This window comes from Natrarchaeobius versutus (assembly GCF_041205745.1).
GTDB lineage: Archaea > Halobacteriota > Halobacteria > Halobacteriales > Natrialbaceae > Natrarchaeobius > Natrarchaeobius versutus.
Genome location: NZ_JBGFCC010000004.1, coordinates 213,104 through 236,296, shown reverse-complemented (window position 1 = coordinate 236,296; position 23,193 = coordinate 213,104). Strand labels below are relative to the sequence as shown.

General features: G+C 62.6%; 32 protein-coding genes and 1 tRNA gene. 5 read left to right on the top strand and 28 right to left on the bottom strand.

Annotation, left to right across the window (positions count from 1 at the left end):
- Window positions 1-338: 338 nt before the first annotated feature.
- A complete protein-coding gene (locus AB7C87_RS11110) occupies window positions 339-596 on the top strand; it encodes a cytochrome C oxidase subunit IV family protein (RefSeq protein ID WP_369729531.1) in 258 nt (85 codons plus the stop codon).
- A gap of 618 nt (window positions 597-1,214) precedes the next feature.
- Here AB7C87_RS11110 and secY read toward each other — a convergent pair.
- The 25 genes from secY to AB7C87_RS10985 form a co-directional block, all read right to left on the bottom strand.
- Window positions 1,215-2,705 (bottom strand): preprotein translocase subunit SecY, encoded by a 1,491-nt coding sequence (gene secY, locus AB7C87_RS11105; protein ID WP_369729530.1) that lies wholly within the window; start codon window positions 2,703-2,705, stop codon window positions 1,215-1,217.
- Between the two features lie 3 nt (window positions 2,706-2,708).
- Window positions 2,709-3,191, bottom strand: a complete 483-nt coding sequence (locus tag AB7C87_RS11100) for an uL15m family ribosomal protein (RefSeq protein WP_369729529.1) — start codon at window positions 3,189-3,191, stop codon at window positions 2,709-2,711.
- Between the two features lie 2 nt (window positions 3,192-3,193).
- Window positions 3,194-3,661, bottom strand: a complete 468-nt coding sequence (locus AB7C87_RS11095; protein ID WP_369729528.1) for a 50S ribosomal protein L30 — start codon at window positions 3,659-3,661, stop codon at window positions 3,194-3,196.
- The gene (locus AB7C87_RS11090; RefSeq protein ID WP_369729527.1) at window positions 3,658-4,320 is read right to left on the bottom strand and encodes a 30S ribosomal protein S5; all 663 of its coding nucleotides are present in this window, start codon (window positions 4,318-4,320) and stop codon (window positions 3,658-3,660) included. Before AB7C87_RS11090 ends, AB7C87_RS11095 begins: the two co-directional genes overlap by 4 nt.
- Window positions 4,317-4,865, bottom strand: a complete 549-nt coding sequence (locus AB7C87_RS11085) for a 50S ribosomal protein L18 (RefSeq protein WP_369729526.1) — start codon at window positions 4,863-4,865, stop codon at window positions 4,317-4,319. The genes AB7C87_RS11090 and AB7C87_RS11085 overlap by 4 nt, the downstream gene beginning before the upstream one ends.
- A complete protein-coding gene (locus AB7C87_RS11080; RefSeq protein ID WP_369729525.1) occupies window positions 4,865-5,314 on the bottom strand; it encodes a 50S ribosomal protein L19e in 450 nt (149 codons plus the stop codon). The genes AB7C87_RS11085 and AB7C87_RS11080 overlap by 1 nt, the downstream gene beginning before the upstream one ends.
- Window positions 5,307-6,050: a 50S ribosomal protein L32e gene (locus AB7C87_RS11075; protein WP_369729523.1), complete on the bottom strand. Its 744-nt coding sequence runs from the start codon at window positions 6,048-6,050 to the stop codon at window positions 5,307-5,309. The genes AB7C87_RS11080 and AB7C87_RS11075 overlap by 8 nt, the downstream gene beginning before the upstream one ends.
- Window positions 6,051-6,053: 3 nt before the next feature.
- Window positions 6,054-6,587 (bottom strand): 50S ribosomal protein L6, encoded by a 534-nt coding sequence (locus tag AB7C87_RS11070; protein WP_369729522.1) that lies wholly within the window; start codon window positions 6,585-6,587, stop codon window positions 6,054-6,056.
- Between the two features lie 2 nt (window positions 6,588-6,589).
- Window positions 6,590-6,982 carry a 30S ribosomal protein S8 gene (locus AB7C87_RS11065; RefSeq protein WP_369729521.1) on the bottom strand — a complete coding sequence of 131 codons (393 nt, stop codon included), beginning with the start codon at window positions 6,980-6,982 and terminating at the stop codon, window positions 6,590-6,592.
- Between the two features lies 1 nt (window position 6,983).
- Window positions 6,984-7,166: a 30S ribosomal protein S14 gene (locus AB7C87_RS11060; protein ID WP_369729519.1), complete on the bottom strand. Its 183-nt coding sequence runs from the start codon at window positions 7,164-7,166 to the stop codon at window positions 6,984-6,986.
- Window positions 7,159-7,698 (bottom strand): 50S ribosomal protein L5, encoded by a 540-nt coding sequence (locus tag AB7C87_RS11055; RefSeq protein ID WP_369729518.1) that lies wholly within the window; start codon window positions 7,696-7,698, stop codon window positions 7,159-7,161. Before AB7C87_RS11055 ends, AB7C87_RS11060 begins: the two co-directional genes overlap by 8 nt.
- A complete protein-coding gene (locus tag AB7C87_RS11050; RefSeq protein ID WP_369729517.1) occupies window positions 7,695-8,402 on the bottom strand; it encodes a 30S ribosomal protein S4e in 708 nt (235 codons plus the stop codon). Before AB7C87_RS11050 ends, AB7C87_RS11055 begins: the two co-directional genes overlap by 4 nt.
- Window positions 8,399-8,755: a 50S ribosomal protein L24 gene (rplX, locus tag AB7C87_RS11045; protein ID WP_369729516.1), complete on the bottom strand. Its 357-nt coding sequence runs from the start codon at window positions 8,753-8,755 to the stop codon at window positions 8,399-8,401. Before rplX ends, AB7C87_RS11050 begins: the two co-directional genes overlap by 4 nt.
- 3 nt (window positions 8,756-8,758) lie before the next feature.
- Window positions 8,759-9,157: a 50S ribosomal protein L14 gene (locus AB7C87_RS11040; protein WP_369729515.1), complete on the bottom strand. Its 399-nt coding sequence runs from the start codon at window positions 9,155-9,157 to the stop codon at window positions 8,759-8,761.
- Window positions 9,157-9,594, bottom strand: coding sequence for a 30S ribosomal protein S17 (locus AB7C87_RS11035; protein WP_369729514.1), 438 nt, complete (start codon window positions 9,592-9,594; stop codon window positions 9,157-9,159). Before AB7C87_RS11035 ends, AB7C87_RS11040 begins: the two co-directional genes overlap by 1 nt.
- Window positions 9,585-10,052, bottom strand: coding sequence for a ribonuclease P protein component 1 (locus AB7C87_RS11030; protein ID WP_369729513.1), 468 nt, complete (start codon window positions 10,050-10,052; stop codon window positions 9,585-9,587). Before AB7C87_RS11030 ends, AB7C87_RS11035 begins: the two co-directional genes overlap by 10 nt.
- A gap of 114 nt (window positions 10,053-10,166) precedes the next feature.
- Complete coding sequence (gene rpmC / locus AB7C87_RS11025) at window positions 10,167-10,373, bottom strand: 50S ribosomal protein L29 (RefSeq protein ID WP_369729512.1); 207 nt, start codon at window positions 10,371-10,373, stop codon at window positions 10,167-10,169.
- The gene (locus tag AB7C87_RS11020; protein ID WP_369729511.1) at window positions 10,373-11,341 is read right to left on the bottom strand and encodes a 30S ribosomal protein S3; all 969 of its coding nucleotides are present in this window, start codon (window positions 11,339-11,341) and stop codon (window positions 10,373-10,375) included. The genes rpmC and AB7C87_RS11020 overlap by 1 nt, the downstream gene beginning before the upstream one ends.
- Complete coding sequence (locus AB7C87_RS11015; protein WP_369729510.1) at window positions 11,341-11,826, bottom strand: 50S ribosomal protein L22; 486 nt, start codon at window positions 11,824-11,826, stop codon at window positions 11,341-11,343. The genes AB7C87_RS11020 and AB7C87_RS11015 overlap by 1 nt, the downstream gene beginning before the upstream one ends.
- A gap of 7 nt (window positions 11,827-11,833) precedes the next feature.
- Entirely contained in the window at window positions 11,834-12,259 is a 426-nt protein-coding gene (locus AB7C87_RS11010; RefSeq protein WP_369729509.1) for a 30S ribosomal protein S19, read from the bottom strand.
- Window positions 12,256-12,978 carry a 50S ribosomal protein L2 gene (locus AB7C87_RS11005; protein ID WP_369729508.1) on the bottom strand — a complete coding sequence of 241 codons (723 nt, stop codon included), beginning with the start codon at window positions 12,976-12,978 and terminating at the stop codon, window positions 12,256-12,258. Before AB7C87_RS11005 ends, AB7C87_RS11010 begins: the two co-directional genes overlap by 4 nt.
- A 1-nt stretch (window position 12,979) precedes the next feature.
- A complete protein-coding gene (locus AB7C87_RS11000; RefSeq protein ID WP_369729507.1) occupies window positions 12,980-13,234 on the bottom strand; it encodes a 50S ribosomal protein L23 in 255 nt (84 codons plus the stop codon).
- Window positions 13,231-13,983, bottom strand: coding sequence for a 50S ribosomal protein L4 (gene rpl4p, locus AB7C87_RS10995; RefSeq protein WP_369729506.1), 753 nt, complete (start codon window positions 13,981-13,983; stop codon window positions 13,231-13,233). Before rpl4p ends, AB7C87_RS11000 begins: the two co-directional genes overlap by 4 nt.
- 3 nt (window positions 13,984-13,986) lie before the next feature.
- On the bottom strand, window positions 13,987-15,006 hold the full coding sequence (locus AB7C87_RS10990) for a 50S ribosomal protein L3 (protein WP_369729504.1): 1,020 nt from the start codon (window positions 15,004-15,006) through the stop codon (window positions 13,987-13,989).
- A 4-nt stretch (window positions 15,007-15,010) separates the two neighbouring features.
- Window positions 15,011-15,862, bottom strand: a complete 852-nt coding sequence (locus AB7C87_RS10985) for a putative RNA uridine N3 methyltransferase (RefSeq protein ID WP_369729503.1) — start codon at window positions 15,860-15,862, stop codon at window positions 15,011-15,013.
- Between the two features lie 415 nt (window positions 15,863-16,277).
- Between AB7C87_RS10985 and AB7C87_RS10980 the strand changes: the two genes are divergently transcribed.
- A tRNA-Gly gene (locus AB7C87_RS10980) sits at window positions 16,278-16,348 on the top strand.
- Window positions 16,349-16,622: 274 nt separating this feature from the next.
- Here AB7C87_RS10980 and AB7C87_RS10975 read toward each other — a convergent pair.
- Window positions 16,623-17,336, bottom strand: coding sequence for a helix-turn-helix domain-containing protein (locus AB7C87_RS10975; protein WP_369729501.1), 714 nt, complete (start codon window positions 17,334-17,336; stop codon window positions 16,623-16,625).
- Window positions 17,337-17,472: 136 nt separating this feature from the next.
- Here AB7C87_RS10975 and AB7C87_RS10970 point away from each other — a divergent pair, with 136 nt between their 5' ends.
- Together AB7C87_RS10970 and AB7C87_RS10965 are read left to right on the top strand one after the other, a co-directional pair.
- A complete protein-coding gene (locus AB7C87_RS10970) occupies window positions 17,473-17,634 on the top strand; it encodes a hypothetical protein (RefSeq protein ID WP_369729500.1) in 162 nt (53 codons plus the stop codon).
- Window positions 17,631-17,828: a hypothetical protein gene (locus tag AB7C87_RS10965; RefSeq protein ID WP_149080014.1), complete on the top strand. Its 198-nt coding sequence runs from the start codon at window positions 17,631-17,633 to the stop codon at window positions 17,826-17,828. The genes AB7C87_RS10970 and AB7C87_RS10965 overlap by 4 nt, the downstream gene beginning before the upstream one ends.
- 150 nt (window positions 17,829-17,978) lie before the next feature.
- Here AB7C87_RS10965 and AB7C87_RS10960 read toward each other — a convergent pair whose 3' ends face one another.
- A complete protein-coding gene (locus AB7C87_RS10960; protein WP_369729499.1) occupies window positions 17,979-18,164 on the bottom strand; it encodes a DUF5786 family protein in 186 nt (61 codons plus the stop codon).
- A gap of 324 nt (window positions 18,165-18,488) precedes the next feature.
- Window positions 18,489-20,549 (bottom strand): cation:proton antiporter domain-containing protein, encoded by a 2,061-nt coding sequence (locus AB7C87_RS10955; RefSeq protein ID WP_369729498.1) that lies wholly within the window; start codon window positions 20,547-20,549, stop codon window positions 18,489-18,491.
- A 606-nt stretch (window positions 20,550-21,155) separates the two neighbouring features.
- Here AB7C87_RS10955 and glmS point away from each other — a divergent pair.
- Window positions 21,156-22,970 (top strand): glutamine--fructose-6-phosphate transaminase (isomerizing), encoded by a 1,815-nt coding sequence (glmS, locus tag AB7C87_RS10950; RefSeq protein ID WP_369729497.1) that lies wholly within the window; start codon window positions 21,156-21,158, stop codon window positions 22,968-22,970.
- Window positions 22,971-23,193: the final 223 nt, after the last annotated feature.

The following is a 23,193-nucleotide window of genomic DNA, read 5'->3' as shown; positions in this document are numbered from 1 at the left end:
TGCAAGCGATCGTCCGCGAATCTGGCCGAAAGCGTACCACAATAGGAGAACTGGGAAGTCATCGAACAAAGACATTCTGGTGTGTAGACTCGTTTGGAATTCCAATAGTGACATTCGAAACGAATTACATACTGATCGTCAATTCGTCTGACGATCAACTGTACAATGACGTACAGTGACTACGATACTCACACGCTGTGGCGGACTCCCAACCGCCAGTTCCAACACAGCCACGACCTGTTCCATACGGGCCGCATACCCCAGACGACGATCCGTCCGAGCCGACGCTCGAGAGCGTTGAGGAAGGTATAAGTGCCCCTCGCCCCGAATACCCAGCAATGGCTGACGTTCGAACGTACTCGCTGATCTACGTCGTATTGCTGGTGTTGGGTACGGGCAAGTTCGCCTTTTTCGAGTTTTTGACGTACGAAATCGCCCTCGCGGGGACGATCATCCTCGCGGTTGCCAAGGTGTTGTTGATCGCGGGCTACTACCAACACCTTCTCGAGGAGCCTCGAGCCATCTCCTATATGATGGGGGTCGCCGTGTTCATGGTGTTCTTGCTGACGATCGCGGCGGGCTACTCCATCCAGTAACGCTCGTCGCGTTTTCCACGACGGTCTTTCTCTCTCGTCGTCGACGATACTCCGACGACCGTAGTCGTTGACAGTCATTTCTCACTTGCCTACGAGTCAGCGGCCGGCACTGATCGTGCTGGCCGCCTGAGTGCGAGAAGGAGTATACGCGTTTCAACGACTACTGTGGTCCACTGGGGTTACTCGATACATCCGGGTGCTGGCCGGTGAGGTTTCCCGTAACCTCTTGTCTCGTATCGACTCAAGCACCCTGGGCTGTCGTTCGTTGGTGGCGCTGAACCTGTGGGAACCGACTTCAGCGGAGTACAGTTCGGGCAGATCCACGGTGCGCCGAAAGCGATATTGAACGGTTGATTCTCACCGGATCGACGAAGTCGCAGTGACACCCCGACGGACGCTCAAATCCTTTCCGGCACTACTCGGCCCACGGACTCTCAAGTGCGTCACGGATTCACTAACCGAGCACACACAGGTACCTCCCTGGACTCGAGCCCGAGGCGAAAGACAGCGACGATCGAAGATCGTCACGTCGAGACGAGTGAGTTAACAGCCGGTCAGACGACAGAAAAGAACGATGCGGTTCGCCCGTCATCGGGCCGAAAGTGGCCCGGACGGTCGTCACTCCTTGCCGAACATCTGGCGCATCATCGGATGCATCTCCATCATCTGCTCTTCGGCGATCTCCTCGTACAGTTTGTACGTAATGGAGACAGCCAGCAGTAGACCGGTCCCGGTAACGGCACCGATCGTTCCGAGCATGTTCGCCCAGACGGCGAGGATGCCGACGAGCGCACCGCCGATGACGGTCACCTGCGGGATGTAGCGTTCCATGACCTTCTCGATGACACCGACGTTCTGTCGGAAACCGGGGATCTGCATCCCGGAGTTCTGGATCTGTCGGGCGGTCGCTTCCGGACCCATGTTCGTCGTCTCGACCCAGAAGATGGCGAAGATCGCACCGCCGATGACCATGAACGTCAGGTCGATAGAGATACGGACCATCACCATCCACGCCTGCTGGGCGACTTCACCCGTCCACCACATCCAGTCGTCCGGCGAGTAGATCGGAGCGGTGTAGTAGAAAAAGCCACTCACGGGTTGACCCTGGCTATCGTAGACGCCGAGCCACGGCAACTCCCGGCCGAAGAGGGCAATGGTGGATGCATCGCCAGTCTGGCGGTTGAGGATCTGACCGATGAACTGAACGTTCGCCTGCAACGCACGAACGAGGATCATCGGCAGGACGCTCGCGTAGATGAGCTTCACGGGGAAGCGCCCGCGAGCACCCTTGACTCTGGCGTGACTCAACGGAATCTCGACGCGAACCGACTCCGCGTAGACGACGATCGCGAAGATCAGGATCGTCGTCAGTAACGCGATGATGTCTCCTTCCTGGAGCAACAGCGTATAGAGCCCGTCGCCAGCGACGAGCGAGCCGACCTCGACCTGACCGGTGAGGATCAAGTACCAGTTGTAGAAGAACCCACCTTCCGCCGGCTGGACGAATCCGGTTACGAGCTTCTGGCTGACACCGGCGATGATGAACAGGCCGATCCCGCTCCCGACTCCCCACTTACTGACGACCTCGTCCATGTAGAGGATGAGGACGCCTCCGATGAAGATCTGGGTGAACATCAGCGCCTGGATCTGGGTCTGATCGAAGGTGAACCCGCCGAGCGTCAGCGACTGCTGGGGTGGCAGGAAGCCGCCGGCGAACACCATCGGGAGCGCGGTCAGCGCCGTCATGACGATGACGAGCAACTTCTGGAGGCCCTGGTAGAGTATCTGATCTCGGGGGTCGTCCGTATCCAACCCGAGCAGATTTGCCCCGCCGAGCAACTGCATGACGATGCTCGCGGTGACGATCGGTCCGATACCGACCTGCAACAGCGAGCCCTGTTCACCCGCGAGAACCGCACGGAACTCGCCGAAGAGGTCGTCCCCGGCACCTTGTTCCATTCCGAGCAGTCCGATGTTCGTCAGGAAGAAGTACAACACGAGGATTCCCGCCGTCCAGGTCAGCTTGCGCTTGAAGGGAACGTGTCCCTCCGGTCGCTGGACTGCAGGCATCCGCGTCAAGACCGGTTCGGCGGCTTCCTTCCATCCCATACCTTAGTCCTCGTTCTGTTCGGAGTCGTCGTCTTCAGCGTCCTGTGCTCGCTCCGAGAGCACCGCCTCACCGCCGGCACCCTCGAGTTTTTCTCGAGCGGCCTCGGAGAAGGCGTCAGCGGTCACCGTCAGCTGGTTGCGGACCTGGCCGGATCCGAGAACTTTGACGACGTCGGCTTCGTGGCCGTCCTCGACGATGTCGCGAGCGTCGATCTCGTAGCCATCGGCGGTCTCTTCGGCGAGATCGTCGGCGACGTAGAGGATCGCGTCCTCGTCTAACTTCTGGACGTCGATCTCTACGACCTCCTCGCGGATGTCGTGTGGGCGTTTGAAGCCGTGTTTGCCTTTCGGTTCGTAGTTGTGGAACTCGTGTTTGCTTCGTCCGGCACGGCCGCGTCCGCCACGATGGCCAGCACCCCGACGATTCTTGTGGGTACCGCCGCCGTGCGTCCGCGATCCGCGCTGGCGTCGTTTTTTGCTCGTCATAGTTATCGCATCGATTCTAGCAGGTCGTTAATCTGCTCTGTTGTATGCTTTCCGAGTTGTCCTCCCTCGACGGTCGGCTTCTTGATCCCGTCGTGACCGCCACGCGGCGGGTGGAGTCGAAGCGTCGGTGACAACCCTTCCTCACGAAGCGTCGTCTCCTCGGCGAGCAACGCGTTTGCGAGCGCGTCGAAGTCGTCGTACTCGGTGTTCTCTGCGAGCCACTCTTCGTCGACGTCCGACTGTTTGCCCTCGAGGGGTTCGGCGCGTTTCTCGAGCACCGTCGTGAGGACGTCCTCGGTCGGTTCGCCGTGGGCGACGTAGTCGTTGACCTTGGTGATCATCCCCTGGTAGGTGTCGGTCTCGGGGACGAGCGCACAGTGGTTGACGCTGTGGATGTTGAGCATCGACAGCGTGTCCTGGACGTCCTGTTGTCGGTTCACTTCGCCGCGAACCTGAACGATCGCCTTCATTGGTCGGCCACCTCGGCTTCATCACGGTCGCTTCCGCGCGAGGCCGGCTGTCGGGACTGCGAGGCGTTCTCGAGTGCGTTGAACGTCGCCTTCGCGAGATTGACAGTGGTGCGCGTGTTACCGTGGCTCTTGGTCCAGGCGTTCTCGAGGCCAGCCAGTTCGAGGACGTGACGGACGGTGTCACTCGCGGCCAGTCCGAGCCCTTCGGGGGCGGGAATGACCTCGACCTCGACGGAACCGGCTTTGCCGGTCGTCCGTCGGGTGAGCGAGTGTGGCCGATCCGAACGATCCTCCCACGACCCGGAGCCGCGGGGGACCTCGAGCATGTTCAGCTTCGCGATACCGATCGCCTTCTGGATGGCGGAGCCGACCTGATCGTCTCGACCTTCCGCGTAGCCGACGTAGCCGTCGCGGTTGCCCACGACGACGACACACCGGAACTTCACGCGGCGTCCGGAGTCGGTCATTCGCTGGACCATGTTGATGTCCAGCACTTCGTCGTCCAGTCCGGGAAGGAGCTGGTCGACGATCTCGGGTTCTTTCAGCGGGAGTCCCGAGTTGAGGGCGGCCTCCATCGTGTCGATTTCGCCCTCCTGGACCTTCCGGCCGAGACGGGTGACGGGTTCCCATCCGTCGTCATTGTAGTTGTTTCCACTCATTCGAGAATCGCCTCTCGTACGTCATCGAAGTGTTCTGGGAGTTCGGTCGCGTCGAACTCGCCGCTGTACAGCGGCTCGTCTAACTGTTCTGCGTACTCGGCGATGTGTTCGCCGCGAGTACGCGACCAGTCTGCGAGCACGCTATCGTTGTGCGGGATTTCGAGACCGGCGTCGATCGCCCCCTCCTGGACGGCGAACACCTTGTTGCCGGGGGTTGCCGTGTTGAGGCCGATGTCGAGGACTGCCTCCTCGAGGCCGGCGTCGACGGCTCGCTTCCCGGCGAGCAGACCGGTCAGGTACGCCGCCGAGATGTTACTCGTCGGGGCTTCCCAGCCGAACTCCTCGAGATCGCCCGAGTGTGCGCTTGCAAGCGTTTCGTCGCCCTGTGGGCCGGGGGAGATCAGCTGCGCCGTAGTGTGCTTGTTGCTCTTGCGAGCAACGAGGCGGGGCTTACCCGATTTCAGCAGGCGCAACCTCTGGTGGTAGTCCGTCCGGACCTCGCGGCGACGACGCATCGGTACCTTGTATCGTGGTCCTGTCGCCATTATTGGTCACCGTAGTTTTCGTCGATATAGTTCAACAGGTACTGGACGCTACGGAACTCCCCGCCGCCAGCCTTCTTGTAGAGCTGTCGGTACTGCGTGGGCGTGAGTTCGCCCTTGTCGCGGAGTTCGCGTAGTTTCCGTCGCTGTGCACGAATCTTGTTCTGCCACTCGTCTTTCGGATTCTGCCGGGCACCCTTCTTGCCGCGGCGCTTGCCCGGCCCCTTCTGGTGGCCGTAGGCGCGCTTTGCGTTGCGTTCGCGTGCGCGACCGCGGGAGTTGCCCGTCGCATCTTCGGCCTGAATGAGGCCTTCGTCGACGAGTTCGCGGATCTCGTCGCGCGTGATCGCTTCGGCGATGTCCGCCTGGGCGCTCGGGTCGAGCCAGATGCGATTTTTCCCGACGTCTAGGACGTCGGCCGCGAGTCGCTTCTGTGCGGAGAGATCAGTCATTGGATTCCACCTCGACTTCTTCGTACGTTGGGTTCAGGACGCGAACGCCCTCGTCTTCCGCGATTTCCTCGATTCGCTCGCGCTTGCGCGCGCCGACCGAAGAGGCGATACGGACCGCTTCCGTGTCGCCGTCGACGCCCTCGAGGTCGTCTGCGTTCTCGACGTAGACTTCCTCGAAGCCGCTCGGGTGTTTGCCCCGGATAACTTCGGGCGTACGATAGCCTGCGCTGACTTTCGGACCCTTACCTTTGACGCCCTTGCGCTGTTTCGAGAGCTGTCCACGGGGGCGACGCCAGGATTCGGGCGTCCGCTTTTTCTTGTGGTAATCCTGTCGGTTGAACTGCGGTTTGCCCTCGCTCTTGCGACGTTCGAGAAGCCGAGTCTCCTCCTCGGAGAGCTCCGGCGTCTTCTCGACGAGTCCGCGGGGCTGTAGTTCAGTTTCGACGTCTTCGGCGAGTTCGTCCGCCTCCTCGACGCCTTCGTCTTCGATCTCCGCTTCGGTCTCCTCGGAGACCTCGAGATCGCCGACGTCGGCCTTGATACGCGCGGCGAGCGCGTTGCCGATGCCCTCGGCTTCGGCCAGATCGTCCTGTTCGGCTTCCTTGACGTCCTCGATGGACTCGAAGCCAGCCTCACGCAGGGCCTCGGCCTTGCTCGCACCGACGCCGCTTATGTCCTCGAGTTCCTCCGGTCCGTCGTCGGCCGGCGTCTCCTCGGTTTCTGTATCGTCTGCCATCTATCAGACACCTCCTTTAGCGGGTTTCTCGGTGATGTAGACCCCGTCCTGGAAGACGCGGGTGTCCTTGCCGCTGACTCTCGTCAGCTGCTCGATGTCAGCCGCCGTCTGGCCGACGTCCTCTTTGTTCGGGCCGGAGAGGACGACGACTTCGCCGTCGACGGAGACGTCGGTGTCACCGTGGATACTCGTTCGTCGCGGTGCCTTCTCGCCGAGGAAGTTCTCGATGACGATTTCCTCGCCCTCCGCGCGGACCTGCATCGGGAAGTGGGAGTAGAAGACTTCCATCTTGTACTCCCAGCCCTCGGTCACGCCACGGAAGGCGTTCTCGACGTGGCTCTCGAAGGTGCCGACGGTCGCGTTCGTTTTCGCGTCCTCGGCGTCGCTTTCGATGACCACGTGGTCGTCCTCCACGTCGACGTTCACGTCGGGGTACCAGAGGCGCCGCGAAACGGTGCCTTCCGGGCCGTCGACGGTCACGTCGAGGTGGTCGATCTCGACGGTTACGTTGTCGGGGATTTCCAGTTCGACTCGCATTGTTAGTAGACGTATGCGATCACCTGGCCGCCGATCCCCTGTTCGCGCGCTTCGTAGTGGCTCATGATGCCACTGCTCGTCGTGACGACGAGTGCACCGAAGTCTCGAGCCGGGAGGAATCGTTTCTCCCATTTCTCGAAGTCGTCGGCACCGGCGCTGTAGCGGGGTTTGACGGGACCGCAGGCGTTAATCGCTCCTCGTAGTTCGATCTCGAATCGACCGGCTTTGCCGTCGTCGACGTACTCGAAGCCGTCGATGTACCCGCGGTCGTAGAAGACCTCGAGTACGCTGCCGATCTCGTTCGAAGCGGGCGTTACTTCGTGGCTCAGGTGGCCGACACTCTCGGCGTTGTCGAGTCCCGAGAGCGCGTTGCTGAGTGGGTCGTTTCCGGTCATGTTATCGGTACTTCTTGAATCCCATGTCGCGGGCGATTTCGCGGAAACACTGCCGGCAGAGATTGATGTCGTACTTGCCGACGAGTCCCTGCTTGCGTCCACAGCGCTGGCAGGCCGCTTCCTGGCCCGTGCGCTTTGCGGCGTGTTCGCCCGTACTGTCGTTTTCGTGTTCGGTTTCACTCATCCTCGGAGTCCTCTACGGTGACGTCGAAGTTCGCCTCGAGGAACGCGACCGCGTCCTCGGGGGTAAGTCGGTGGCTGGACGGAATCGACCGCGTCGCCTTGTCGCGTTTGGCGATGCGGTAGCCCGGACGGACCAGGTTCACGGTGACGTCCAGTCCGAAGATCCCGACGTTCGGGTCGTACTCCTGGCTCGGGAAGTCGGTGTGTTCGGCGACCCCGAAGCTGAAGTTACCCGTATCGTCGAACTGCGTCGACGAGAGTTCCGCAAGCGCCAGGGCCGTCTCAAGGAACTCGTGTGCGTCCTCGCCGCGAAGGGTGACCTTCGTGCCGATCGGGTCGCCCTGGCGGATACCGAAGTCGGGTTCGGTGTGTTTGGCCTGGGTACGAACGCTCTGTTGTTCGGTGACCTCCTCGATGATGTCCTCGGCTTTGCCGAGTTCGCGACCACCCTGACCGACGCCCATGTGGACGACGACCTTCTCGACGCGGGGTTCGCGCATCTCGTGGAACTCGCCGGATTCGGCTTCGCTCATTCGTCATCACCTTCGTCGCCGGTAAAGTTCTCGTCGATGACGACGACGTACTCTTCGACAGTTTCGAAGCCGCCGTCTGCGGTCGACACCGTGATGGTGTTCGAGCCGCTTCCGGGCGTGACGTCGATCGCCTCGATCTCGCCGATCTTGCCGCCGTGGTTGCCGCGGATGGCGGTGACCAGGGCGCCTTCCTCGTAGGGGAAGTGTGCGACGATCGATTTGTCCTCGTTGTCGACGACGATGGAGTCGTTCGCGCTGTACGTCTCGTCATCGACGATGACGTTGGTTCCGTCGTGAAGCGTCAACTGGGTGTCGCCGCCGGGAACCTGGCGTTTGCCGTCGATCTTGCCGAGGCGGCTTCCGGCGGACTCCCCGTCGATCTCGGTCAGCGCGAGCCGACCGCCCTCGTCGGGGAAGACGCGGTAGTACTCTTCGCGGCCGGGGAACGCGATGATGTCGAAGATCCCGATCGGACGCTGTTCGTCGTTGATCGGAACGCCGTTGACGAGGATCGAATCCTCCGAAAGGGCGTACCGGGCTTCCTTCGTGGAGTCCACGTAGCCGAGGACGTCACGCAGGATGACGACGAGCGGAACGCCGTCCTCGCCGTGCGGTCCGGCGCCGGCTTTGACCGTGAAGACGTCGGTCTTTCGCTCGACCGGCCAGGATTTCGGAACTGAGAGTCGTTTCTGGTGTTTCGTCATTCGCTATCACCTTCGAGACGTGCCTCGCGACGGTCGTCCGAGAGATCGAGATCCGTGATTCGAACGTTCGAGGGGGCGAGCGGGCGGGGAACTTCCTCGCCGTCGGCCGTCTCGACCGTCACGTCCTCGACGTGGATGACGCCGTCCTCGAGGACGACGCGCAGAACCTCGCCTTCCTCGCCGGCGTGGTCACCACGCATGACCTCGACCGTGTCGCCCGCGTTAACGCGAGTTCGACGCGTGTCGTACTCCTCGCGGAAGTCCTCGGAGAGCGTCGCGTGAAGCTGCTTCCCTCGCTGGTGCAGCGGGGCACGCTCCGTCTGATTTCGCTGTTTGTGTGGTTGTTTGCTCATGGTCTATACGATCATCGTCGCCGTGCTGGCGATTGCTCCGAAGCGCTCTGCGACTTCGCGGGCGATCGGCCCCTTGATTTCCGTACCGCGGGGCTCTTCGTTCTCGTCGATGATGACCGCCGCGTTGTCCTCGAACTTGAGCCGGGTACCGTCCGGCCGGCGGATCGATTGGCGCTGGCGGACGATGACGGCCTCGAGAACCTGGCGGCGCATCTCCGGGGTACCTTTCGTGACCGAGACGGTCACTTTGTCACCGAGTCCCGCCTTCGGCTGACGGTTCTTGGTGCCGTGGTAGCCCGCGACGCTGATGACCTTCAGTTCACGCGCGCCGGTGTTGTCGGCACACGTGACCAGCGACCCCTTCTTTAGGCCCTGGGTGACGTCGGCTTTCATCGCCTCCATCACTCATCACCCTCGTCGGTCGCCGCTGTGAGGTCTTCGTCCGAAAGCTCTGGCTCGGGTTCGGCCTCGCCCGTGAGCTCGGCGAGATCCTCCGCAGTCGCTTCTTCGGTTACTTCGACGACCACGTGCGATTTCGTCTTCGACAGTGGTCGGGTCTCTGCGATCTTGACCGTATCGCCGAGCGAGAGCCCCTCGAGCACGCCCGGCACGTGTGCCGGGATGCGCGAGCGCCGTTTCATGTAGCGGTCGTACTTCGGAACCGCTACGTCGTACTCTCGTTCGACGACTACGGTCTTGTCCATGTCCGTCGAGACGATCTGTCCCTCGAGGATCTGTCCTCGAACGGGAAGCTCGCCGTAGAACGGACACTTCTCGTAGTCGTATTCCTCCGGATTCTCAGGTTCCGGAGGGGTTTCAACGTCTAGTCCTATTGCCATGGTGAGTCACCATTCGTTTCCGTGCGTCGGGCGGGTCGTGAGAGCAGTCGCGATCCATCGACCGTAACGTAGGCCACGTCCTCGCCGGCGGCGTGGCGTTCCTCCCGCGAGGGATCGTCGCCACGACAGCTGACGGCATCGCCGTCAGCTCGGTCTGCGCCGGCGGACGAATCGTCCGCCGGCGCAGGTTGAGTGTCGGCCAGTTTGGACGCAGTCCCCGACTCCTTCGTGGAGTCGGCGGCTTCATCTGTGATCGCAAACTCGAACACCGAGCCCGATTTTGGCACCGTAACGACCCGGGACTCCCCGTCGGTTCGAACCTCTATCGAGAGCGTCTTCGTCGTCTCGATGACGACGCGACCCTCGAGACCCACTCGTCCGTCGTCGTCGCTCTCGACGACGCGGACGGGCAGGCCGTTGAGTTCGTGTCGCGGGAGCGTCTCGGGTGTCAGTGCCATTGCTGTGTTATTCGTCGTCTCAGGCGGCTTTGCCGCCTTCGTTTCGAGACGTCGGAGACGTCTCGCTCTCGAAGTCGTCTTCCTCACGGGCTTCGCCCGCTCGGATACTGGATCTCATTCGAGATCCCCTTCCTCACGCTGGACCGTCTTGATCCGCGCGATCGTCCGTCCGAGTTCGCCGATTCGACCCGGATTCTCCGGGGCACCACCGGCCGCGAGGACGGATTTGGCGTTCAGGAGTTCGGTCTCGAGTTCCTCGAGTTCCTCCTCTCGCTCGGCTGGCGTCATGTCACGAATCTCTTCGACGTGGATGATCGCCATCAGGCGTCACCTCCCTCTTCTTCGTCGTCTGCGCCTTCCGAGTCTTCCTCTTCCATCTCGGCCATCAGCTCTTCGGCTTCGGCCTCGACGTCCTCTTCGAGTTCCTCGAGGTCCTCTTCGGCGTCCGACTCGTCGTCAGCGTCAGCATCGGCTTCCTCGTCGTCGTCCTCGAGTTCCTCCTCGATGACCTCCTCGACGACTTCTTCGTCGAGGTCGCCCTCCTCGTCGGCGGCGGTCTCGACGGCCTCGTCGGCCGGCGCCTCGACGCCGGAGTCGGTCGCTTCGGCTTCTTCGGGTTCGCCCTCGAGCAGTTCCTCGACGCCTTCGGCCTCGTTGGCCTCGACGGCGTCGGGGACGAGCTCTTCGGGATCGAGATCCTCGTGGATACGGAAGTCGTCGGGGAGCTCGGCGTTCGGCGGAATGATCTTGACCGTGACGCCGATCGTTCCGAGCTTCATGACGGCCGTCGCCTGGCCCTCGTCGACGATCTCCTCCGCGGGCTCACCGTTGTGCTTGATGTAGCCGCGGTTGAACTTCTCGACGCGCGAGCGAGCGCCCGTGACCTTCCCGGAGAGGACGATCTCGGCGCCGAGTGCGCCGGCTTCCATGATCCGGTCGATCGTCGTGTGACCGGCCTTACGGAAGTACCAGCCGCGCTCGAGTGCGTTCGCCAGTCGGTCCGCGACGATCCGGGCGTTGAGATCCGGCTCGTCGACTTCCTGGACGTCGATCTGGGGATCCTCGAGGTTGAAGCGCTCTTCGAGCGCCGTCGTGACCTTTCGGATGTTCTCGCCGCCTTTGCCGATGACCATCCCCGGCTTCTCGGCCTTGAGGACGATCTGTGTTCCCATCGGCGTCTTGGCGACGTCCATGCCACCGTAGCCTGCGCGGCCGAGTTCTTCGCTGAAGAACTCGTCGATCTGGGACCGCTGCAGGCCGTTTTCGATGAACTGGTGTTCGTCAGCCATTAGTTATCGTCCTCCGCAGATTCGGTCTCGTCGACGTCCTCGACGACGATTTCGACGTCGACTTCGGGCGTGTTCCAGGCCGATGCTCGGCCCATCGCGCGGGGCTTGCGACCGACCGCCTCGCCGACCTTGTGGGCGGCGACGTGGGCGATCTCCATCGAGGCGCCGTCGAAGCCCTGGTGGTCGGCGTTTGCCTCGACGTTATCGAGCAACTCGATGAACGCTTCCGAGGCCTTCTCGGGGTAGCGGCCCGCGTCCCAGCCGTCGATGTCGGACCGGTGTCCGACGCCGCTGTTGTGGGACTTGAAGGGGACCGACTGCTCACCGTCGATCACGTCCTGAAGGTACGACCGTGCGTCGTCGACGGTTCGTCCCTTCAGTTCGCGCGCGATCTCCTTGCTGTGCTTGTGGCTCATGTGACGCTCCCGAAGCATCGCTTTCGCGGTGGCGTCCGGGTCCGCGTCGACTGAGTAGTTGATTCCCATGCGTGGATCACTTCAGTGGGACGAACTTCGACGATCGAGTCGCGCCGATGCCAGCCTGTCCGTGTTCGACGGAGTTGCGGGTCAGCTGGAACTCGCCGAGGTAGTGTCCGATCATCTCGGGCTCGACGCGGACGCGCTCGAACGACTGTCCGTTGTACACCTCGAACGTGAGGCCGACGAACTCCGGCAGGATCGGCATGTCACGCAGGTGTGTTCGGATCGGCGCGTTCGCCGTCTCCTCTTCGCCTTTCTCGCGGGCCTTCTCGAGTAGTTTCTGCTTCTCGACGGAGAGGCCGCGTTTGATACTTCGCCGCTTGCGTGCGGGTAGCAGTTCCGCGACGTCTTCGAGCTCCAGTTCCTGCAGCTCCTCGACCGTGTGACCGCGGTAGGTGAACTCCTCACCCTCACGGCCGGTTCGGTACTCCTGGCTCATTTGTTTCCACCTCGGCCGGTTCGGCGCGAGGAAATGTCACCGACCTTGCGTCCCGGCGGGGCGTCCCGCGAGACGGATTTCGGTTTTCCGGGGTGCTGTCGGCCGCCGCCACCGAATGGGTGGTCGACGGCGTTCATCGCGACACCGCGGACGCGAGGCCACTTGGACCCGCGTGCTCTCATCTTGTGGTACTTGTTTCCGGCTTTGACCATCGGCTTTTCCGTTCGTCCACCGCCGGCGACGACGCCGATGGTGGCACGACACTGCGGATCGAGGCGTTTGACCTCGCCGCTTGGAAGCTGAACGACCGCGGCGTTGCGGTCGTGGGTGATCAGGTCCGCGTTCGTTCCCGACGCCCGGGCGAACTTCCCGCCGTCGCCGGGGTTGGCTTCGACGTTACAGACCGGAACACCTTCGGGAATCTCCGCGAGTGGCATCGTGTTGCCGGGTTTGATCTCCGCCGAGACGCCGACCTGGATCTCCTCGCCGACGCCGATTCCTTCCGGCGCGAGCACGAGTCGCTGATCGCCGTCGTCGAACTCGATGGCGGCAATCGGCGCCGAGCGGGCCGGATCGTGTTCGATATCCACGACCGTTCCGCGAACGATGTCGCCGTCCTCCTCTTTCTTGTGATCGAGCTTCGCCTTGTATCGGTGCGACGGGGCGCGGAACGTGGAGGTACCGCGACCGCGTCGTTGTCCGAGAATGCGTCGTCCCATCTCAGAACACCCCGATTCGTGAGGCGACTTCCTGGGCGTCGTCGTCCTCGGAGAGTCGAACTGTCGCTTTCTTCTTGCCCTTCATCGTTAGCTGGGTGTTGATGTTGTCGACCGAGACGTCGAAGCGCTCTTCGACCGCATCACGGATCTCGTGTTTGGTCGCATCCGGGTTGACGACGAACTGGAGCTTGTTCTCGAAGTCCATGTCGTTCATCGCCTTCTCCGTCACGAGCGGGTGTTCGATGATACCAGTCATCGGTCCGCCACCTCCTCGAGTGCGCTTTCGGTCCAGACGGTCAGTCGACCCGGCTGTGTACCGGGTGCGAGATCCTCCGCGTTGACCTCGGCGGCCGTCGCGACGTCGGCCCCGGCGAGGTTCCGCGCGGCCCGGGACGGGCCGACCTCGCTCGAGGTGACGAAGAGGATCGACTTCGGCTGTTTGTACTTACGCCCGCGGGTCTTGCCGCGACCCGAGCGAACGCTCCGTCCGTCCTCGGCGCGTTCGATGTCGTCGGCGAGACCGGCGGCCTCGAGGAACTCGACGACCTCCTTGGTCTTCTGGAGGTCCTCGAACTCGTCGTCGACGACGACGGGGACGTCCGCGCCCTCCTCGAAGCGGTGGCCGCGCTCGGCGACCAGTTCGGCGTCGGCCGTCGCGGCGATCGCGCTCCGGATGGCGAGTTTCTTCGTCTTCGTGTTGATCGATTCTCCCTGCTCTTTCTCGGCTTTCGGCGGGTGTGCCTTGCGCCCCTTGACTGCCTGGGGAACGCGGCGGGCACGGCCGTCCTGTCGGGGGACGTGTGCCATCCCGCGACCGCTACCGAGCGATTCGGCCGGCGTCCGCTTGCCGGCGAACTCGTCGGCGCCGTAGTCCTGTTTTCGGTTTGCCTGGGCGACGCGAACGGCACGAGCGATCAGATCCGGGCGGTACTGCGTATCGAAGACCGCCGGGAGCTCGACCGAGTCCGCGTCCGAGCCGTCCAGGTTTCGTACTGTTGCTTCCATTGTTTAGCCCTGGTTGGATGCGGTGGAGACGAACCGGACCTCGGGATCGAGGCGTGGTTGGTCTCCGGGTCGGATCGCCGGGCGGAAGCGCACGAGACGCTTCTGTGGCCCGGGGAGCGAGCCCTTGATCAACGCGTGCGGGCCATCGACTTCGCCGTAGTTGACGAAGCCGCCGTCGACCGTCGCGTCGGCGCCGTCGCCGATGTCGACGAGGCGCTTGTTCAGTTCGGTCCGCTGGTGGTAGCCCATCTGACCCTGCTGTGGAACCGTCGAGCGAACGCGGCTCGGGTTCCAGGGGCCGAGGTTACCGATGCGGCGGCGCCAGCCCTGCCGGGCGTGTTTGCCCTTACGTTTCTGGACGCCCCAGCGCTTGACGGGGCCCTGGGTCCCTTTCCCTTTCGTGACGCCGCTTGCGTCGACGTACTCGCCAGCGCGGAACACGTCGTTCATGACGTGTTCGCCGCCCTCGGCGAGCAACTCGAGACCGAAGTCGACGCGTTCCTCGACGGAACCGCCGCCGATGCGGGTCTCCATTACGTCGGGTTTCTTCTTGGGCACCGACGGCACGTCGCCGGGAACCGTGTGGGTGATGACGCGAACGTCGTCGACGCGACCCTCCGCGAAGAGGCCCCGAAGCTCGTCTTCGGCGGCGTCGGCGTCGTAGTCGTCACCCGGCAGGTCGAGGACGCGGTCGAGTTCGGGGACGAACTCGTCGGTCCAGACCTCGGTTACCGGCTGCTTTCCGTACGGTGTGTCTTCGTACGCTCGCAGAGCAACGGCGCGCATTGGCGGCGTCTCCACGATCGTCACGGGGACGGTGGTCTCCATCCCCTCGGTCGCCGAGTTCGCTTTGTCGTCGACCATGACGGCGTGGGTCATGCCGGCCTTGTAGCCCGCGAAACCCTGGAGCGTCGGCTGTCCTTCGTCGTCCGGCCACGAGTTGAAGCGTGGGACCTCGCTGGTCGCACGCTTTCGTGGGCCGAACCCGAGTGAGCCTTTGCGTGGTGCGTTTGGTTGTGGCATTCTATCACGCTCTCAGTGAGAGGGGTGCGAGGGTGGCGAACAGAGCCTCCTCCGTTCGCACGACCGTGCTCCCCTGGTTCGGAACCGTGTTCAGCCAGAGGTCGAACCCCAGATCGCTGGGTTCGACTCTGCCACCACCGTCGTCGGTGGATGACACCTCGATTCCGAGGATGTCCGGCAGCCCTCTTTCGGGCGCGCCGAACGCGACGGTCGTCCCGTCACGCTCGATGCGTCCGGCCAGCGTCTCGAGGCGCCCGACGGTGAGTTCTTCACCGAATCGGGACGCCGCGATTCGAACGCCGGCGTCCTCACGGCCGAGTGCTGCCGAAAGGTCCGTCCGCTCGACCGACAGCCCCGGGAGGGGCTCGTCGACGAGTTTCGCCCGGACCGGTCGTCGCGAAGAGATCCTGATGGTCACGCGCTCGCCCTCCGCGACCGCCATTTTCGGCGGTACGTTGAGGGAGATCGGGTGTTGCAAGCCGCAATTGACCCGCACGCGTTGATCAGGTCCGACCTCGGTCACGATCCCTTGTCTTGTCGACCCCGAACCGTTCGATTCGGAGCCGGTCTGTGAGGCGGCGCGGAGCGGCGGCAGGACGCCCGCATACTCCAGTTCGTCCCGGACGCCCCACGCCTCGTTTCTGAGGTACGGTGGCGTCGCGGCGTACCGCAAGACGGTGCTTACGAACCCGCCGTCGAATCGTCCGGTCTCGCCATCCCGATCGGGATAGACGAGCAGGCGATCGACCCGAAAGATGGTCGCCGCGCGGGCGACGTATCCGAGTTTGCGAGTTGCCTCGCGTTTGTCCTCGGCTTCTCGGGTCAGTGACGACGGAACGAGTACGCTGACGGTCATGCCGAAACGCTTCGGCGCCGCGTCACTAGACTGTAGCGCTTTGTTGCCGATAGGGTCTTAAAAGGATAGCGGATTCGATCCCGGCTGTGACGGCCTCACAGGGTGATATTGAGCCAATTTGGGCGACATTCACACACGGTGTCCGTCGCCGCCGGAACGATTCTCCGGATCGGGCTCGAGTAGCTGTTAACGACGACGACCCCTGCCCGTCGGATCGCCTTGCCTTCGCGCTCAGAGCGGCCACTCCGGGGGCCATCGGCGAACCGTAGTATCGTCTCCGTCCTCGGGAGGGACGGTCCGGACCGTCTCCGAAAAACGATCGAGGGCGTCGCGTTCGACGTGGTGGCGCGTACCGAAGCCGTCTCGATTCGCAACCCTTATACATCCCTCCCGGAGTAGAATAAAGTGCAACAGGGCGCTGGTAGTGTAGTGGTATCACGTGACCTTGCCATGGTCACAACCTGGGTTCAAATCCCAGCCAGCGCACTTTTCGATACTCAATACCGACGAGCGAAGCGAGGAGTTCGAGTATCGAAACGTCGCTCTGGATTTGAATCAGGGAGGTCTCGCGCAACGAAGTGAGCACGTCCGACCGTGGTTCAAATCCCAGCCAGCGCACGTCTCCGCAATACAACACCCAAGCGTTGCGGACGAACTCGAGTCGCCTCGACGACTCTCCCGATATGCTGTCTCGCGTCTCGAACGTACAGTCTCTCGTCTTCGATACCGTTGCACACGGTAGTCCGTCGAGCAAAGTCTCTCAGGCGGATCGGTCGTCCGACGAACGCCGGTCGTTTCGCTCTGCGAGCAAGGCACACATCACGTTCGCCTCGGCCTTCCGAAGGTGTTCCGCCGCGGTCGACGTCGCACACTCGAGTTCTCGAGCGATGTCTTCGCTCGTCGCTTCGCGGGGAGTGTCGTAGTAGCCGAGTTCGATCGCGGATTCGACCGCTTGCCGCTGTCGGTCGGAGAGTCGGTCGACGACGGTCTCGGGTGCGACCCGCGTTCCGCCGACCGATTCGATCTCGATCGTGACGTCGTCGTGAATGTCTGCCACGGCGGACTGGGCGTTCGTGACCGCGGTCTGGACGTCGCCGTCTGACCCGACGACGGTGAACGTGTAGGTCCCATCGGGGTTCCACTCCGCCGGCGGTATCGTCATCAGACTGCCCCGTTTGAAGTTCTCCCAGAGCGCCCGCGCGCTCGCCGACCCCGTTCCCCGGACGAAACAGTAGCTCTCGTTCGCCGACAGCGAGAGCAGTTCGTACTCGCTGACCGCGTCGTCGCGCTCGAGAACCGATTCGAAACGCGACGTGTCACCGCGGACCCGCAACAGAAAGGTTGCGGGTGACTCCGTGACGTTCCAGTTGACGACCGCCACTCGAGCGAACTCCTCGTCCGCCCCCGTGACGGCGTCGTACGTGAGTGGCAGATCCGAATCGCCCGGATCGATCGTCACTTGGACGCGTTTCATACAGAGTTGATTGCGCGATCCGGTGAAAAGCGTTGGCGAACGCGTCACAGCGCGGACGGACCTCCGCCGTCGAAATATAAAGGTGAGAAAAATATGCGGCAGGAGTGCTTCCTCCCGTCGGAGCGTCTCTATCCGTATGAAACGGATCGTTTCCGGAACCGATCGGATCGCGAAGGGAATTGCAGAAATCGTCGCGCTGGTGGCTGTGGCGTCTCTCGAGGGCCGACGGACCAACGCGCTATTCGGGATCGATATCAGCGACCACTATCACGGCGACCGAACGGTGAGGCCGGAATGAACGGAAGTTGGATGGTGACTCTCGGGACGATCGCCGTGTCACTGCTCTTGATTCCCGGCGGACTCACCTACTTCTTCTCGAACGGCGGTCTGGCCGCGGTCGACGGCTCGCGGATGATCGTCGTCGGGCTGATCGCGATGCTTCCCGGGATTTTGATGGGGTCGACGGCGCTGTGGGTCACAGCCCAGGGATAAGCGTATCGGGACTCGAGCGGTGAATGGACTGTTTCGACGACTACGGTATCGGTGCCCTCACTCGAGAACGAAGAGACGAGTCGTGGATCGGTATCGGCTCCCGGAACAGGGACGTCGGCCGTGAAAATTGGAATCGGTCGCGGAGATCGGTTAGTCGTCGTTGTCGTCGTCTTTCATCCCGTCGAGCTGGGAGACGAGTTCGTTCGTCGAGAGATCGGACTCGAACGAAAGCTGGCCGTCGTGGTCGTTCTCGTGGACGTTGACCGCTTTGACGTCCTCCTCGTCCTCGCTCGTCTGCTCTCGCTGTTCGGACTCGTCGTAGCTACCAAAACCCATAGGACTACTGGCTCGCAGGCGCGTAAAGGCGTGGCGGTTCGTCGCCGGAGTGCGAACTGCTCACACGTCTCTGTGCGATCCGACCGCCGGTGTTCGTCGGTCGCCACGGGTAAGGCGGATCCAGCCGGGATCCGTCACAGATCGATTGATTCATACGGTTTGCTGTCAGTCCGTTCCGGCGCAACCGCGACCCGGGCGGCGGTTGCAACGGTGGACTCGCTACACTCCTCCACCGAGACTCGTCTCACACGGTTCGACTCACCGCCGGTCGATCGGTACAGTAATCCGTATCACTCGAGGTCCACCAGCCTGGTGGACGTCGCCTCATTTCAACCGGAGGTACTGCCTGTCGTAGTCGGGCTCGTCCTGTCGTGGGTGAATCGTGATGAACGACTCCGGCGGGAGTTCGGCGAGTTTGGCGGGCAGATCCTCGAGTTCGGAGTGCCAGCCGACGTCGCCGCGACGCGGCGAGATTGCCGCGATGAGGTCGTCCTCGTCCGTTCGAGACTCGAGCATCGGGAGGAGACGGCCCCAGTCGTCGATCGACTCGAACTCGGCGGGGACGTCCTCCTCGACGAGGTCGAACAGCTGTTCGAACTGGTGGGACGATCCCTCGACGACCACGACGTTCAACTCGGCGCCGAGACCCGACGTGATACGTTTGACCAGGTGGACCGCCTCGTAGAACCCTTCGTGGTGGTCGGCGCCGATCGGGACGACGACGAAGATACGGCGAGTCGTGTTGACCGGGTGGCCGAGTCTCGAGACGAGGACGGGGAGTTTGGTTCGCTCGAGCACCTGATCGATGATGCTTCCGAAGATGCGGTGTCGGAAACTCTGTGTGGCGTCCCAGCCCATGATGATCTGGTCGGCCTGAACTTCGATCGAGCCCTGGACGATTCCGGAGGCGACGTTGTGGTTGATCCGGGTTTCGGTCTGGATAGGGACCTCGGCGGCGCTTCCGGCGGCGGCCAGGTCGTCGAGGTCGGCTTGGACGCCGGTGACGCGGCGTTCCGTCTCCGCCTCGCCGTCCGGTTGGACAACCGTGATGACGTTGACCGGTTCGGCTCCGCCGTTGCCCTTGATGACGAACGCGAGCTCGAGCAGTCGTTGCTGGAGTTCGGCGTTGTGAGACAGAGGCAACAAAATATTGGGGTCGCCGGTGTCGTCCTCGCCGTCGCCGACCTCGCGCTCGAGGGCGAGTCGGGTCGCGGCGCGTTCGGTGATCCAGGGGCTGACGAGTGCGGTTACGAGCAACATCAACACGACGGCGTTGAGGACGCTATCGCCGAACAGACCGGCGTCGTAGCCGACGAGGGTGATCGCGAGCGCCGCCGCGGCCTGTCCGGTCGAGAGCCCGAAGATGACCGCGCGTTCGTTGGCGGTGTACCCCTGTACCTGCGAGACGATCCAGGCGGCGCCGCCTTTCGTGAGGAGCATGATCCCGATGATGGTGGCGGCGATCAGAAGCGTCGTCGGCCCGTCGAGGATGACGGCCGGGTTGACGAGCATCCCGACGTGGAGCAAGAAAAACGGGATGAAAAAGGCGTTGCCGACGAACTCGATGCGGTTCATCAGGGTTCCCCCCTCGGGAATGAGCTGGTTGACGGCGATGCCGGCGACGAACGCGCCGAGGATGGGGTCAAGTTGGAGCACTTCGGCGAGGCTGGCGGCGGCGAAGATGGCGACCATCACGAACAGGAACTCGAAGTAACTCTCCTCGCTGAAGTTCTGGAAGAACCAGCGCGATCCGCGGGGGAGGACGAGCCAAACGCTCCCGAAGAGGACGACCAACGCGAGAAGCACCTGGGCGATCAGCCAAACGGTAAGTTCGCCCTCCGTCGCGCCGGTAACGATCGCGAGGACGACCAGCGCGAGCGTGTCGGTAAAGAGGATGCCGCCGAAGACGGCGGTGACGGCCCGGTTTTTCGTCACGCCGAGGCGGTTGACGATGGGGTAGGCGAGCAACGTGTGTGAGGCGAAGACGGCCGATATCAACAGCGAAGCCCAGATGTCGAAGCCGAACACGGAGTACATCACGGCGGTGCCGACGGTAAACGGGAAGAAGAAACTCGTCAGTCCGAACAGCGCCGCGTTTTCGGGAGCCTCCTTGAACCCGCGAAGATCGAGTTCGAGCCCGACGGTGAACAACAGATAGATGAGTCCGACCTCGCCGAGCAAGACGATCGCATCCGAGTGGTCGACGATCTCGAGTGCGTCAGGGCCGACGAGCGCGCCGAACACGACGATACCGACGATCCCCGGCTGTCCCAACCGCTTGACGATCAGGGGGCCGGCGAGGAAGATCGCCATCGCGATCGTAAACACCAGCACCGGCTCTTCGAGTGGCATCTCGAGGACGTTCGCGACTGTTGTGTTGCTCATTCCGTCTTGGACCGACGTTCTCGGGCGCCGTGACGATCGTTCGGTTCAGGTGATTGTTGCCGCGTTCGTCGAATTTCGACTCGAAAGGCAGTGATTATCGTGGAGGGATGTCCGGGAAGGTAATAAAACGTAGGATTTCAGCCGAATTTCGACGGCGATTTTTCTATTTCTGACCGTGATCGCAGGATCTGCTGGGTGAATGCACAAAACATCCACTGCGTTCGACGAACGGTCAGATCCGACGACAGTCCGGTTCCTACTACCGATTCATCGAGGGGTACTCGTCGTTCGTGACGTCGTACTCGCGCCGTCTGTTGCTGTTCGATGGACATACTCCCGTTCGATTGGCCATACGGCCGTTTTTATCGCCGAGACGAGCTGAAACCCGACCGAACGTTGGGCGGGTGGGGCCGTAGACGAGTCTCATCTGTCGGGACGGACCACCGTCTTGACCGCGTTTCAGGCACGTATTACGACGTCTCGGCCCCGGCTGGTAGTCCGTCTATAGTAATGGGTTCGGACTGCCTGTGCTCTGAGCATGTACGATACGGGATCTTCGTTGTGCGCGAAGCGAGCGTCGGCCGCGTTCGATGAGGTGAGTCACTGATGTGTGGAATCATCGGTCACGTCGGAAACGGGGACGCGCTGGAGACGCTGTTGACCGGTCTCGAGAACCTCGAGTATCGCGGCTACGACTCGGCCGGTGTCGCCGTCCAGAACGGCTCCGGCATCGACGTCGAAAAGCGCTCCGGAAAGGTCGAAGAGCTGAAAGCATCGATCGATGGCGTCTCGCTCGAAGGTGAGGTCGGCATCGGTCACACCCGCTGGAGTACACACGGCCCGCCGACCGACGAGAACGCACATCCCCACACGGACGAGACGGAAGACGTCGCCGTCGTTCACAACGGAATCATCGAGAACTACGCCGATCTCCGGGAACGGCTTCGGAGGACGGGATACGAGTTTACTAGCGATACGGACACCGAAGTCATCCCACATCTCATCCAGTACTACATCGATCGTGGCCTGGACAACGAAACCGCGTTTCGCCGTGCGATCGAGGAACTCGAGGGAAGCTACGCGGTCACCGCGATGCTCTCGGGCGAGCACGTCCTCTATGCCGCCCGGCAGGGATCGCCGCTGGTCGTCGGCGTCGAGGACGAGCAGTTCTTCCTCGCGAGCGACGTGCCTGCGTTTCTCGAGTATACGGACACCGTCGTTTATCTCGAAGACGGCGACGTCGCAATCGTCGACGAGGGCGGCATCGAGTTTACCGATCTGGCGGGGGATCCGATCGAACGCACGCCCGAAACCGTCGAGTGGGATCCGGAGCAGGCGGGAAAAGGCGAGTACGACCACTTCATGCTCAAAGAGATCCACGAGCAACCGGTGTCGCTCTCGCAGGCGATCGAGGGCCGTGTCGACCCCGAGCGGGGACGGATCTCCCTCGAGGCGTTCGCCCCGGGTGCGTTCGATGGAGTCGAATCCGTCCAACTCGTCGCCTGCGGGACGTCCTATCACGCCGCCCTCTACGGCTCGCTCGCGTTGAATCGGGCAGGCATCCGTTCGCGGGCGTTGCTCGCGAACGAGTACAGCGTCGCGGCTCCGCCGATCGACGAGAACACGCTGGTGATCGCGGTTTCACAGAGCGGTGAAACGGCGGATACGCTGAACGCCCTCCGACAGGCGAGCGCCGAGGGTGCAAAAACGCTCACCCTGACCAACGTCGTGGGTTCGACCGCCGCACGGGTCGCCGACGACACTCTCTTTATCAGGGCCGGACCCGAGATCGGCGTCGCCGCGACCAAGACGTTCTCCTCGCAGGCGGTGATGCTCGTCTTGCTCGCCCAGCGAATCGCCGACGACGTCGGCAGTGAGCCAGTCACCGACCTCGAGTCTCTACTGACGGAACTTTCCCGAATGCCGGCGGCGATCGAGGAGTTGCTCTCGTCAACTGACGCTCGATCGATCGCCAGTCGGTACCAAAATTGTCAGTCGTACTTCTTCATCGGTCGCGGGCTCGGATTCCCCGTCGCGCTCGAGGGCGCGTTGAAGTTCAAAGAGATCACGTACGACCACGCGGAAGGGTTCGCGTCTGGAGAGTTGAAACACGGGCCGCTCGCACTCGTAACACCGGAAACGCCGGTCTTCGCGGTTTTTACCGGCACCGAAGACGAAAAGACGCTAAAAAACGCCGAGGAAGCACAGACTCGAGGGGCGCCGGTGATCGCTGTCTGTCCCGACGATCATCGGGCGGTCGGCGTCGCGGACGCACACCTCGTGATCCCAGAAACCGACAGCACGCTCGCGGGGCTGTTCGCGAACGTCCAGCTTCAGCTCGTCTCCTATCACGCGGCCCGACTGCTCGAGCGACCGATCGACAAACCCAGAAACCTGGCCAAAAGCGTCACTGTGGAATGACGTTCTCGGCGGTGAATCGAGTACGAGTCTTCGAGGACAGGTGGACGGAAGGCCACCCCCGTAGCCCGACGTCCGGCCGACCTCGTCGATACTGACCCGCACTCGAACGCGTCGGAATCGAATCTGGAGGGGATGTGGTGATCGAGTAACGGTGTGATACCGATCGACACCCTCCGGTTAGACTAGCAGTTCGACATCATATAAATCCCGCACCTGATAGTTA